General features: G+C 68.9%; 8 protein-coding genes. All 8 read right to left on the reverse strand.

Features of this window, described 5'->3' with window-relative positions; translation table 11 throughout:
- Positions 1–97: 97 nt before the first annotated feature.
- The 8 genes from whiA to rpsA all read right to left on the reverse strand — a co-directional run bounded on the left by whiA (position 98) and on the right by rpsA (position 12,589).
- Entirely contained in the window at positions 98–1,078 is a 981-nt protein-coding gene (gene whiA, locus ACL00U_RS09355; protein ID WP_017887252.1) for a DNA-binding protein WhiA, read from the reverse strand.
- Between the two features lie 74 nt (positions 1,079–1,152).
- Complete coding sequence (rapZ, locus tag ACL00U_RS09360; RefSeq protein WP_017887251.1) at positions 1,153–2,052, reverse strand: RNase adapter RapZ; 900 nt, start codon at positions 2,050–2,052, stop codon at positions 1,153–1,155.
- A gap of 103 nt (positions 2,053–2,155) precedes the next feature.
- A complete protein-coding gene (gene uvrC, locus ACL00U_RS09365; protein ID WP_042540917.1) occupies positions 2,156–4,210 on the reverse strand; it encodes an excinuclease ABC subunit UvrC in 2,055 nt (684 codons plus the stop codon).
- On the reverse strand, positions 4,211–7,267 hold the full coding sequence (gene uvrA / locus ACL00U_RS09370; protein ID WP_056068716.1) for an excinuclease ABC subunit UvrA: 3,057 nt from the start codon (positions 7,265–7,267) through the stop codon (positions 4,211–4,213).
- 48 nt (positions 7,268–7,315) lie between these two features.
- Entirely contained in the window at positions 7,316–8,233 is a 918-nt protein-coding gene (locus ACL00U_RS09375; RefSeq protein WP_412873324.1) for an SDR family NAD(P)-dependent oxidoreductase, read from the reverse strand.
- Positions 8,223–10,295, reverse strand: coding sequence for an excinuclease ABC subunit UvrB (uvrB, locus tag ACL00U_RS09380; RefSeq protein ID WP_031259778.1), 2,073 nt, complete (start codon positions 10,293–10,295; stop codon positions 8,223–8,225). Before uvrB ends, ACL00U_RS09375 begins: the two co-directional genes overlap by 11 nt.
- Positions 10,296–10,415: 120 nt before the next feature.
- The gene (gene coaE / locus ACL00U_RS09385; protein ID WP_412873325.1) at positions 10,416–11,018 is read right to left on the reverse strand and encodes a dephospho-CoA kinase; all 603 of its coding nucleotides are present in this window, start codon (positions 11,016–11,018) and stop codon (positions 10,416–10,418) included.
- A gap of 92 nt (positions 11,019–11,110) precedes the next feature.
- Positions 11,111–12,589: a 30S ribosomal protein S1 gene (gene rpsA / locus ACL00U_RS09390; protein WP_042540921.1), complete on the reverse strand. Its 1,479-nt coding sequence runs from the start codon at positions 12,587–12,589 to the stop codon at positions 11,111–11,113.
- Positions 12,590–12,646 lie beyond the last annotated feature (57 nt).

Here is a 12,646-nt window from a genome sequence, read left to right on the forward strand (position 1 = left end):
AGGCCTGGCACGGGTCCGGGAACGGGTGCGGAAACGGACGGGAGGCGCGGTGCCAGCTGGCACCGCGCCTCCCGTCCGCAGGGTCGACAGACCCGTGTCAGACCCCTTCGAGCTCCTCGGGAACACTCGCTTCGGTACCCGGGATGCCGAGGTCGGAGGCCCGCTTGTCGGCCATCGCCAGCAGGCGACGGATGCGACCCGCGATGGCGTCCTTGGTCATGGGCGGGTCCGCGTGCTGGCCGAGCTCGTCGAGCGAGGCGTCGCGGTGCTGCAGGCGCAGCGTGCCGGCGTACTGCAGGTGGTCGGGGACGTCCTCGCCGAGGATCTCGAGCGCGCGCTCGACCCGGGCGCAGGCGGCCACGGCGGCCTGCGCGGAACGGCGCAGGTTCGCGTCGTCGAAGTTGACCAGGCGGTTCGCGGTCGCACGGACCTCGCGGCGCTGGCGCATCTCCTCCCAGTCGGCGGTGGTGCGTGCGGCGCCCATGACGGTCAGCATCTGACCGATGGCCTCACCGTCGCGGATGACGACGCGGTGGACCCCGCGGACCTCGCGGCCCTTGGCGGCGACACCGAGACGCGACGCGGCACCGACGAGGGCCATCGCGGCCTCGTTGCCGGGGCAGGTGACCTCGAGCGCAGCGGCCCGACCGGGGTCGGTCAGGGTGCCGGAGGCGAGGAACGCACCACGCCAGATGGCGGCGAGGTCCTCGCGGTTGCCCGTGGTCAGGCGGTTCGGCAGCCCGCGGACGGGTCGACGACGGGCGTCCATCAGGCCGGTCTGGCGAGCGAGGGTCTCCCCCGCCTCGAGCACGCGGACCAGGTAGCGGGTCCCGCGACGGGAGGATGCGGACGACCCCACCGACGCCTCGCTGCGCACGCCGTACAGCTCGGCGAGGTCCTTGCGGACCCGGTGCACGATGATCCGGGTGTCGAGCTCGACCTCGACCGCGATGCGGCCCGAGATGACGTGCAGACCACCGGCGAACCGGAGGATCGTGGCCAGTTCGGCGGCGCGGACCGTGTTGCGGTTCACGGCGACCCTGGCCAGTTCGTCCTTGACCTCGGCAGTCAACGGCACAGCATCATTCCTAACTTCATTCAGTGGTTCCCGCAGATCCGGCGGCACGGGCGTGGGAGCGGCCGGAGGGACGGTCACTCCCGGCCGAGATCTCGGTTCTTCACACGCACGGCGACGCCTGGCATCCCGCGGAGGAGGTTCGCCAACTCGGCGACGATGGCGACCGAGCGGTGCTTCCCGCCGGTACAGCCGATGGCGATCGTAGCGTGTCTTTTGTTCTCGCGCTGGTACCCCTCGAAGACCGGCTCGAGCACGGAGGCGTAGCGGTCGACGAACGGACGGGCTCCGGCCTGGCCGAGCACGTAGTCCGATACCGGCTGGTCGAGGCCGGTGTGGGGCCGCAGTTCCGGCACCCAGTAGGGGTTCGGCAGGAACCGGACGTCCGCCACCATGTCGGCGTCGGCGGGCAGTCCGTACTTGAATCCGAAGCTCATCAGCGTGACCTGGAGTCCCACGAAGTGCTCGTCGGCGAACTGTTCGATGACGGTGTTCGCGAGCTGGTGGATGTTGAGGTCGGAGGTGTCGATCACCACGTCGGACGCCTCACGCAGGCCGGCGAGACGCGCGCGTTCGCGGGCGATGCCGTCGAGCAGGGTGTCCTCGCCCTGGAGTGGGTGGGGTCGGCGCACCTGCTCGAACCGTCGGACCAGCACGGCGTCGGTCGCCTCGAGGAACAGCACCCGGACCCGCGCGGACGTGCTCGAGCGGACCTGCTCGACCGCGTGCTCGGGGTCGGTGAAGAACCGCCCGCCCCGGACGTCGACCACCGTGGCGATCTTCGGGATCTTCTCGCCCGCACGGTCGGCGAGCTCGGTCAGCGGGGCCAGCATCTGCGTGGGCAGGTTGTCGACGACGTACCAGCCCAGGTCTTCCAGGGCCTTGCCGACCGTGGACCGCCCGGCCCCGGACATGCCGGTGACGATGAGGATGTCGTGCTGCGACGCGTGTGTGGTCGCGGTGGCGCTGTCGGTCATCTGGGAGTGGGCTCCGTCGTGGCGGCCCGGGCGCGTCGCCCGGGGAGGTCTCGGCTGCCGGACCAGGCTACCGCCCGGTGACGGACGGGAGGCGCGGGGTTCGTCACGACGGTCGCTGCGGACCGTCGCTGGTCACCTCGGGGACCCGCACCGGGCCTCCGGGGTGGGTAACGGTCTGCTGGGTGGCTGCGTCCTCGGTCACGGTGTCCGCGATCGCGTCGGCGTCCGGCTCGGGGGCGCTGGACGCGCTCGTGGCCGGTGCGCTCGTCGGCGTCTGGGCCAGCTTCGAGACGACCGCGGCAGCCGTCGCCGGACCGATCCCGTTCACCTCGCCGATGTCCTCGGCCGTGGCTTCACGCAGCCGGGCGACCGATCCGAAGTGCTTCAGCAGGGCGTTCACGCGACTCGGTCCGAGACCGGGGATCTCGGACAGCCGTGAGCGCACGTCGCGCTTGCGCTTGCTGCGCTGGTGGGTGATCGCGAACCGGTGCGCCTCGTCACGGATCCGCTGGATCAGGAACAGCGCCTCGGAGTTGCGGGGCAGGATCACCGGGAAGTCGTCGTCCGGCAGCCAGAGTTCCTCGAGCCGCTTGGCGATGCCGACCAGGGCGATGTCGTGCACGCCGGCTTCGTCCATCGCGCGCTTCGCGGCCTGCACCTGGGGCTGGCCGCCGTCGACGATCAGCAGCTGCGGACGGTAGGCGAACCGCTTCGTCGGCTTCGACCCCTCGACGACCTCGTCCGTCGTGACGTCGGGGACGTCCGGCAGCTCGGCGTCCTCGTCCAGCCGGGCCAGGCGCCGCGACAGCACCTGGTGCATGCTGTCGGTGTCGTCGGTGGTCTCGGCGATCGAGTACCGGCGGTACTGGTCCTTGCGTGGCAGACCATCCTCGAACACCACCATCGAGGCGACGACATTCGTGCCCTGCAGGTGCGAGATGTCGTAGCACTCCATGCGGAGCGGCGCCTCGGTCATGCCGAGGGCGTCCTGGATGTCGGCGAGTGCTGCGGCCCGGGTGGTGTAGTCGGCGGAGCGCTTGGTCTTGTAGAGCATGAGCGCCTGCCCGGCGTTCTGCGCAGCCGTCCGGGCGAGACCCGCACGGTCGCCGCGCTGGGCGGTGCTGAGCTTCGTGCCACGCCCGTTCCGGCGCTTGCTGAGCCACTCCTGGAGCGCGTCGGCGTCCTCTGGCAGCTCGGGGACGACGACTTCGCGCGGGGGTTCGTCGGTGACGTAGACGCCCTGCACGATCTGCTCGACGAGGTCGCCGGTGGCGATGTCGAGTTCCTTGTCGACCACCCAGCCGCGGACACCGCGGATGCGGCCGCCCCGGACCGAGAACAACTGCACGGCGGCGGCGAGCTCGTCTTCCGCGATGCCGAACAGGTCGAGGTCGACCGAGTCACGGAGCACCACGGCGGACTTCTCGAGCACGGCTTCGAGCGCCTCGACCTGGTCGCGGAACTTCGCGGCCTGCTCGTACTGCATCGCGTCGGCGGAGGCGCCCATGCGCTGCCGGAGTTCGGTGATGACCCGACGGTCGTAGGAGTTCATGAAGCGCACGAACTCCTCGACGAGCGCCCGGTGCTCTTCGATCGTGACCTTCTGCGAGCACGGGCCACCGCACTTGCCGATCTGCCCCGGGAAGCACGGGCGGCCGGTCTGCATCGCCTTCTTGTACGAGGAGTCCGAGCACGTCCGGATCGGGAACACCTTGATCATCAGGTCGATGGTGTCGTGCACGGCCCAGATCTTCGGGTACGGACCGAAGTACTTCGCCCCCTTGATCTTGCGGTTGCGCGTCACCATCACCCGCGGCGCTTCGTCACCCAGGGTGACCGCCATGTACGGGTACGACTTGTCGTCGCGGAACTTGACGTTGAAGGGCGGGTCGAACTCCTTGATCCAGGTGTACTCGAGCTGGAGCGCCTCGATCTCGGAACCGACCGTCGTCCACTCGACGCTGCGGGCCGTCAGGACCATCCGCCGGGTGCGCTCGTGCAGCGTCGGGAGCGGGGCGAAGTAGTTGCTCAGCCGGGCGCGGAGGTTCTTCGCCTTGCCGACGTAGAGCACCCGGCCGGCCTCGTCACGCCATCGGTAGACGCCCGGGTCGGTCGGGATCTCCCCCGCCTTCGGACGCCACGGGACGGTGTCCGCCACCTACCGAGCACCCGCCTTCTGCTTGCTCGTCTGCTTGGTCGTGCCCGACTGCTTGCCGCCCTGCTGCTTCTGGGTTGCCTGGCGTGCACCGACGGCCTGCTGCTTGCCGACCCGGGCGTCCTGCGCGTCGAAGATCTCGCGCAGGAAGACACCGGTGTGGCTCTCCGGCACGGTCGCCACGTGCTCCGGGGTGCCCGTCGCCAGGACCGTGCCGCCACCGGAGCCGCCCTCGGGCCCCATGTCGATCAGCCAGTCGGCGGACTTGATGACGTCGAGGTTGTGCTCGATGGTGATGACGGTGTTGCCCTTGTCGACCAGGCTCTGCAGCACGAGGAGGAGCTTGCGGACGTCCTCGAAGTGCAGACCGGTGGTCGGCTCGTCGAGCACGTACACCGTGCGGCCGTTCGAGCGACGCTGCAGCTCGGTGGCCAGCTTGACGCGCTGCGCCTCGCCGCCGGAGAGCGTGGTCGCGCTCTGGCCGAGGCGCACGTAGCCGAGGCCCACGTCGACGAGGGTCGCCATGTAGCGGTGGATCGCGGAGATCGGCTCGAAGAACTCGGCCGCCTCGCTGATCGGCATGTCGAGGACCTCGGAGATGTTCTTGCCCTTGTAGTGCACCTGGAGCGTCTCGCGGTTGTAGCGCGCACCACCGCAGACCTCGCACGCGACGTAGACGTCGGGCAGGAAGTTCATCTCGATCTTGATCGTGCCGTCACCGGCGCAGTTCTCGCAGCGACCGCCCTTGACGTTGAAGCTGAATCGACCGGGCTGGTAGCCGCGGGTCTTCGCTTCCTGCGTCTCGGCGAACAGCTGCCGGATGCGGTCGAACACGCCCGTGTAGGTCGCCGGGTTCGACCGCGGCGTGCGGCCGATCGGTGCCTGGTCGACGTGCACGACCTTGTCGAGCTGGTCGAGGCCCTTCACCCGCGTGTGCTTGCCCGCGATGTGCCGCGCACCGTTGAGCTGGTTGGCGAGCACCTTGTACAGGATGTCGTTCACCAGCGTCGACTTGCCGGAACCGCTGACACCCGTGACCGCGGTGAAGACACCGAGGGGGAAGTCCGCGTCGATCGTCTTCAGGTTGTTCGCCCGAGCGCCCTGCACCGTGATGGCGCGCTTGAGGTTGACCTTGCGACGCTCGGCGGGCACCTCGATCGCACGGCGGCCGGCGAGGTAGTCACCCGTGATCGACTCGCGGTTCTCGATGATGCCCTCGTACGAACCGGAGTGCACCACGTTGCCGCCGTTGACGCCGGCGCCGGGGCCGATGTCGACGACCCAGTCGGCCGTGCGGATCGTGTCTTCGTCGTGCTCGACGACGATGAGCGTGTTGCCGAGGTCCTTGAGCTTGACCAGGGTGTCGATGAGTCGACGGTTGTCACGCTGGTGCAGGCCGATGCTCGGCTCGTCGAGCACGTAGAGCACGCCCGTCAGGCCGGAGCCGATCTGCGTCGCCAGACGGATGCGCTGTGCCTCGCCACCGGAGAGGCCACCGGCACCACGCGCCAGGGTGAGGTAGTTCAGACCGACCTCGAGCAGGAACTCGAGACGCGCGCGGATCTCACGCAGCACCGCCGCGGCGATGTGCGCTTCGCGGTCGGTCAGCGTCAGCTCGTCCATGAACGAGTACGCGTTGTCGAGCGACATGTCGGTGACGTCCGCGATGCTGCGGTCGTTCACCGTCACCGCGAGCACCTCGGGCTTGAGGCGGGTTCCCTCGCACACCGGGCACGGGACCTCGCGCAGGTAGCCCTGGAAGCGCTGCCGCTGCGAGTCCGACTCGGCCTCGGCGAACTTGCGCTCGATGTAGGGCATGACGCCTTCGAAGCCACTCGTGTACCGCATCTCGCGGCCGAAGCGGTTGCGCCAGGAGACCGAGACCTGGAAGTCCTTGCCGGTCAGGATCGACGCCTGGACCGCGGGGTCGAGCTGGTTCCACGGGGTGTCGAGCGAGAAGCCGAGCTCCTTGCCGAGGCCGCCGAGCAGCTTCTCGAAGTAGGAGTACAGCCCGCTGGTGCCGGTCCAGGGCAGCAGGACGCCGTCACGCAACGATGCCTCGGGGTCGCCGAGCACCAGGTCGGGGTCGACCGACATGCGCGTGCCGAGGCCGGAGCACTCGGGGCAGGCACCGAACGGGGCGTTGAACGAGAACGTCCGCGGCTCGATCTCGGTGAGCGCCAGGGGGTGGTTGTTCGGGCAGGAGAGGTTCTCGGAGTAGGTCCGGACCGCCCCGGGTCCCTCGTGGTCCACCAGGTCGATGCCGACGGTGCCGTCGGTCAGCCGCAGCGCGGTCTCGAGCGAGTCGGTGAGCCGCCCGAGGATGTCGTCGCTCGACACCAGGCGGTCGACGATGACCGAGATGTCGTGCTTGACCTGCTTCTTGAGCTTGGGCGGGTCGCTGAGCTGGATGCGCTCCCCGTCGACGATCGCACGGGCGTAGCCGGACGCTGCGAGCTCCTGGAAGAGGTCGACGAACTCGCCCTTCTTCTTGGAGATGACGGGTGCGAGGACCTGGAACCGGGTACCGGTCTCGAACTGCATGAGCTGGTCGGCGATCTGCTGGACGGTCTGCTTGCTGATCACCTCGCCGCACGTCGGGCAGTGCGGTACCCCGATGCGCGCCCAGAGCAGACGCATGTAGTCGTAGACCTCGGTGATCGTGCCGACCGTCGACCGGGGGTTGCGGTTGGTCGACTTCTGGTCGATCGACACCGCCGGCGAGAGCCCCTCGATGAAGTCGACGTCGGGGCGGTCGACCTGGCCGAGGAACTGGCGCGCGTAGGCGGACAGCGACTCGACGTAGCGGCGCTGCCCCTCGGCGAAGATCGTGTCGAAGGCGAGCGAGGACTTGCCCGAGCCGGACAGGCCGGTGAACACGACGAGCGAGTCGCGGGGGATCTCGAGGTCGACGTCACGGAGGTTGTGCACGCGAGCACCGCGCACGCTGAGCGTGGAGGTGCTGTGCGGTGCGTTCCCGCCGGGGAGGTGGAGGTCAGCGGGCTCGCCGAAGGCGTTCCGGCCCGACGTCGAGGTACCGGGGTCAGAGGTGATGGTCATCGTCGTCGAGTCTACGAAGCGGCACCGACATTCGGCCGGGAAGCAGGGTCAGACGAATGCGTCGAGAGCGAACGCGACCCCGGAAGCGCGCGCACTCGCGGTCCAGAGCTGCGCGGCGACCGTGCGGTCGTGCGCCCGGGGTTCCGCCGCGACCACCGTCGATGCACCGCGGAGCTGTCCCCAGCCGGCCGGACCCCAGTACTCCCCCGAGCGCACGTCCGCACCGACCGCGGCGTGCACGAGCGGCTCGGCACCGACGTCCTTGCCCTGGGCGACGAGGCGCGCAGCCGGGCGGATCCACTCGGGTTCCGGGCGGACCGGGCTGATGTCCGGTCGGACCGGCGACAGCCGGTCGAGTGACAGACCGGGGTGCGCGACGACGCTCGACACGGGCGACCCCGAATCGGCCAGCCGCTCGGCGAGCTCGAACCCGAACAGCATCACGGCGAGCTTGCTCCGGGCGTACTGGCGATGGCTGGAGTAGCGGCCGACGCCGAACGGGTCCGTCGGGTCGAGCTGTGCGAACCGGTGCGCGATCGAACCGAGGTGCACGATCCGGCCGGCGCGTCGTTCGAGCAGGGGCAGCACGAGTCCGGTCCAGGCGAAGTGGCCCAGGTGGTTCGTGCCGATCTGCAGTTCGGTTCCCTGCGCGGTGCTCCGCTGTGTGGACGCGCCGACGACGCCCGCGTTGTTCACGACCGCGTCGACGCCGTCGGGTTCCAGCTGTGCGAGCTCCGCGGCGGCTGCACGCACCGAGTCGAGGTCTGCCAGGTCGAGGTGGACGTGGGCGAGCGACGCACCGTCGACGTGTCGCCGGATGCTGCGCTCGGCGGCCGCAGCCCGACCGCGGTCGCGCGTGGCCAGCACCACCCGGTGTCCGGCCGCGGCCAGTTGTTCGGCGGCGTGGTAGCCGAGGCCGGCGCTCGAACCGGTGACGACGACCGTGCGGGCAGCGTCAGCTGACATGCCCGGCCGACTCCATCTGGCGCAGGGCCTTCTTCAGGTCCTGCACCTCGTCGCGCAGCCGGGCTGCGAGCTCGAACTTCAGCTCGGCCGCCGCCTGCAGCATCTGGTCGTTGAGGTCGGCGATGGTGGCGCCGAGCTGCGTCGCGCCCTCGCCCGCGATGCCCCCGCGCTTGAGGTTCGGCGTCGGCGAACGACGGCCGTCCGTACCGGGGCGGCCCTGCAGGAGCGCCTTCGTGTCGTCGTTCTCGCGCTGCAGGACCTCGGTGATGTCGGCGATCTTCTTGCGCAGTGGCTGCGGGTCGATCCCGCGCTCCAGGTTGTACGCCACCTGCTTCTCGCGACGGCGGTCGGTCTCCTCGATCGCGATCTTCATCGAGTCGGTCATCTTGTCGGCGTACATGAGCACCTGGCCCGACACGTTGCGGGCGGCACGACCGATCGTCTGGATGAGCGACGTCGATGAACGGAGGAAGCCTTCCTTGTCGGCGTCGAGGATGGCGACGAGCGACACCTCGGGCAGGTCGAGGCCCTCGCGCAGCAGGTTGATGCCGACGAGCACGTCGTACACGCCCTGCCGCAGCTCGGTGAGCAGTTCGACACGCTTCAGGGTGTCGACGTCGGAGTGCAGGTACCGGACCCGCACGCCCGCGTTGCCGAGGAAGTCGGTGAGTTCTTCGGCCATGCGCTTGGTGAGCGTCGTGACGAGGACGCGTTCGTCCTTCTCGACACGCTGCTTGATCTCCTCGAGCAGGTCGTCGATCTGGCCGTCGCTCGGCTTCACCACGATCTCGGGGTCGATGAGGCCGGTCGGGCGGATGATCTGCTCGACCACGCTGTCGGTGACCCCGAGCTCGTAACGGCCGGGGGTGGCCGACAGGTAGACCTTCTGGCCGACGCGCTCCAGGAACTCCTCCCACTTCAGCGGGCGGTTGTCCATCGCGCTCGGCAGACGGAACCCGTGCTCGACGAGGGTGCGCTTGCGCGAGGCGTCGCCTTCGTACATCGCACCGATCTGCGGCACGGTGACGTGCGACTCGTCGATGACGATGAGGAAGTCGTCCGGGAAGTAGTCGATGAGGCAGTGCGGTGCCTCACCCGGGCCGCGGCCGTCCATGTGCCGCGAGTAGTTCTCGATGCCGGAGCAGAACCCGATCTGCTCCATCATCTCGATGTCGAACGTCGTTCGCATGCGGAGCCGCTGGGCCTCGAGCAGCTTGCCCTGGCCCTCGAGCTCGGCGAGCCGTTCCGCGAGTTCTTCCTTGATGGACACGATCGCCCGGTGCATCACGTCGGTGTCGGCGACGTAGTGCGACGCGGGGAAGATCGAGACGGCGGGCAGGTCGTCGATGACGTTGCCCGTCAGCGGGTGCAGCGAGGAGAGCGCTTCGATCTCGTCACCGAACATCTCGATGCGGATGGCGTGCTCTTCGTACATGGGGATGATCTCGATGGTGTCGCCGCGCACCCGGAAGGTCCCGCGCGCGAAGTCGACGTCGTTGCGCTGGTACTGCATGGCGACGAACTTGCGCACGAGCTGGTCACGGGAGATCGTCTGGCCGACGTGGAGTGCGACCGAGGCGTTCATGTACTGCTCGGGGGTGCCGAGGCCGTAGATGCACGAGACGGTGGAGACCACGACGGTGTCGCGCCGGCTGAGCAACGAGTTCGTCGTGGAGTGCCGGAGTCGTTCGACCTCGGCGTTGACCGAGGAGTCCTTCTCGATGAACGTGTCCGTCTGCGGGACGTACGCCTCGGGCTGGTAGTAGTCGTAGTAGGAGACGAAGTACTCGACCGCGTTGTTCGGCATCAGACTGCGGAACTCGTTGGCGAGCTGCGCCGCGAGGGTCTTGTTGTGCGCGAGCACGAGCGTCGGCCGCTGCACCTGCTCGATGAGCCACGCGGTCGTCGCCGACTTGCCCGTACCGGTCGCGCCCAGCAGCACGACGTCGGTCTCACCGGCGTTGATCCGCCCGGCGAGTTCCGCGATGGCCGCGGGCTGGTCGCCACTCGGCGAGTACTCGCTGATGACCTCGAACGGACGCACCGCTCGGGTCGGTTCGATCGCAACACCCATGGGGACAACGCTAGTCGGCACCCCTGACACCGGAGGACGTTGCTCGCCCTGGGCGTACTGTCCCCTCCGACGGCGCCGGACCGGACCGCCCTCCGGGGTGCGCACGGCTCATCCCGTGATCCGGGCCCACACCTCGTCGGCGGAGCGGATCGTCCGCTCGAGGGTCCCGGTCGCGTCGACGACGTGGTCGGCGAGGGCGAGGCGGTCCTCGTCACTCGCCTGGGCGGCGACCCGACGCTCGGCCTCGTCACGGGGCATCCCACGGTGTTCGACGAGTCGCTCGATGCGCTGCGCCGCGGGGGCGTCCACCACCACGACCGCCTCGAACCGGAGCGGACGGGACCCCCGAGCCTCGGCCAGGAGCGGCACGTCGTAGACCACCACCGCGTCGGGGTCAGCGGACTCGGCTCCGTCGAACGCCTGCTGCGCGAGCCGCCACACCTCGGGGTGCGTGATGGCTTCGAGGTCCTTCCGCGCCGCGGGGTCCGCGAAGACGATCGATCCGAGTGCGGGCCGGTCGAGCGAGCCGTCGGCGGCGATGACCGACGCGCCGAACCGCTCGGCGACCTGTGCCAGGCCCGGGCTTCCCGGTGCCACCGCGTCCCGCGCCAGGCGATCGGCGTCGACGATGACGGCCCCGTGCTCGGCCCAGCGTCGGGAGACGGTCGACTTGCCCGCGGCGATGCCGCCCGTGAGTCCGATGATGTGCACGGCAACAGGGTAACGACCCGGAAGCCCGGAAACCCCGGAAGCCCGGCACCCTGTCAGGGGTGCCGGGCTTCCGGTCGGGACGAACCGCTCGATCAGTTGTTGGTCGAGCTGAGCTTCTCGCGGAGTGCAGCGAGCGACGCGTCGTCGGCCAGGGGGCTTGCGCCACCCGTCTCGCCGGCGAACGACGAGGACGACGACGACGACGAGGAAGCCGTGGCCGGGAGGTCGAAGCCACCCTGCGCCTCGTCGGCGATGGTCTTCGCGACCTGCGCCTTGTGGGCTTCCCAACGACCCTGGGCGGCCGCGTACTGGCCCTCCCACTCGGTGCGCTGCGTGTCGTAGCCCTCGAGCCACTCGTTGGTCTCCGGGTCGAAGCCCTCGGGGTACTTGTAGTCACCCTTGTCGTCGTACTCGGTCGGCATGCCGTAGAGCGCCGGGTCGAACTCGTCGCTCTCCGGGTCCACGCCCTCGTTCGCCTGCTTGAGGCTGAGCGAGATGCGGCGACGGTCGAGGTCGATGTCGATGATCTTGACGAAGACCTCGTCGTTGACCGAGACGACCTGCTCGGCGAGCTCGACGTGCTTGTTCGAGAGCTCCGAGATGTGCACGAGGCCCTCGATGCCGTCGGCAACACGGACGAAGGCACCGAACGGGACGAGCTTCGTGACCTTGCCCGGTGCGATCTGGCCGATCGCGTGGGTGCGGGCGAAGACCTGCCACGGGTCCTCCTGCGTCGCCTTGAGCGAGAGCGACACGCGCTCACGGTCCAGGTCGACCTCGAGGATCTCGACGGTGACTTCCTGACCGACCTCGACGACCTCGCTGGCGTGCTCGATGTGCTTCCAGCTGAGCTCGGAGACGTGGACGAGACCGTCGACGCCACCGAGGTCCACGAACGCACCGAAGTTGACGATCGAGGACACGATGCCCTTGCGGACCTGGCCCTTGTGGAGGTTGTTGAGGAACGTGGTCCGGGACTCGGACTGCGTCTGCTCGAGGAGCGCACGGCGCGACAGGACCACGTTGTTGCGGTTCTTGTCGAGCTCGAGGATCTTGGCCTCGATCTCCTGGCCGAGGTACGGCGTGAGGTCGCGGACACGACGGAGCTCGATGAGCGAGGCGGGGAGGAAGCCACGGAGGCCGATGTCGACGATGAGGCCGCCCTTGACGACCTCGATGACCGTCCCGGTCACGACGCCGTCGGACTCCTTGATCTTCTCGACGTCGCCCCACGCACGCTCGTACTGCGCACGCTTCTTCGACAGGATGAGGCGGCCTTCCTTGTCCTCCTTCTGGAGAACCAGGGCCTCGACCTCGTCGCCGACCTCGACGACCTCGTTGGGGTCGACGTCGTGCTTGATCGAGAGCTCGCGCGAGGGGATGACACCCTCGGTCTTGTAACCGACGTCGAGGAGGACCTCGTCGCGGTCGATCTTCACGACGGTGCCGGAGATGAGATCACCGTCGTTGAAGAACTTCAGGGTCTTCTCGACCTCGGCCAGGAAGTCATCAGCCGAACCGATGTCGTTGATGGCGACCTGCTTAGGAGCCTTGGTCGTAGTGGTTGTCATGTAGAGATTGCTCCGAACGGACATGAGTCGGGCCATGGCGTGCGGGGACTCGGCCCC

It is taken from the genome of Curtobacterium poinsettiae, from assembly GCF_047226435.1.
GTDB lineage: Bacteria > Actinomycetota > Actinomycetes > Actinomycetales > Microbacteriaceae > Curtobacterium > Curtobacterium poinsettiae.

What these genes read in the sequence shown, in the direction of transcription:
- rapZ (WP_017887251.1), bottom strand. Translation starts at nt 2,052, where the DNA reads ATGACCGACAGCGCCACCGCGACCACACACGCGTCGCAGCACGACATC.
- uvrA (WP_056068716.1), bottom strand. Translation starts at nt 7,267, where the DNA reads ATGACCATCACCTCTGACCCCGGTACCTCGACGTCGGGCCGGAACGCC.
- ACL00U_RS09375 (WP_412873324.1), bottom strand. Translation starts at nt 8,233, where the DNA reads ATGTCAGCTGACGCTGCCCGCACGGTCGTCGTCACCGGTTCGAGCGCC.
- rpsA (WP_042540921.1), bottom strand. Translation starts at nt 12,589, where the DNA reads ATGACAACCACTACGACCAAGGCTCCTAAGCAGGTCGCCATCAACGAC.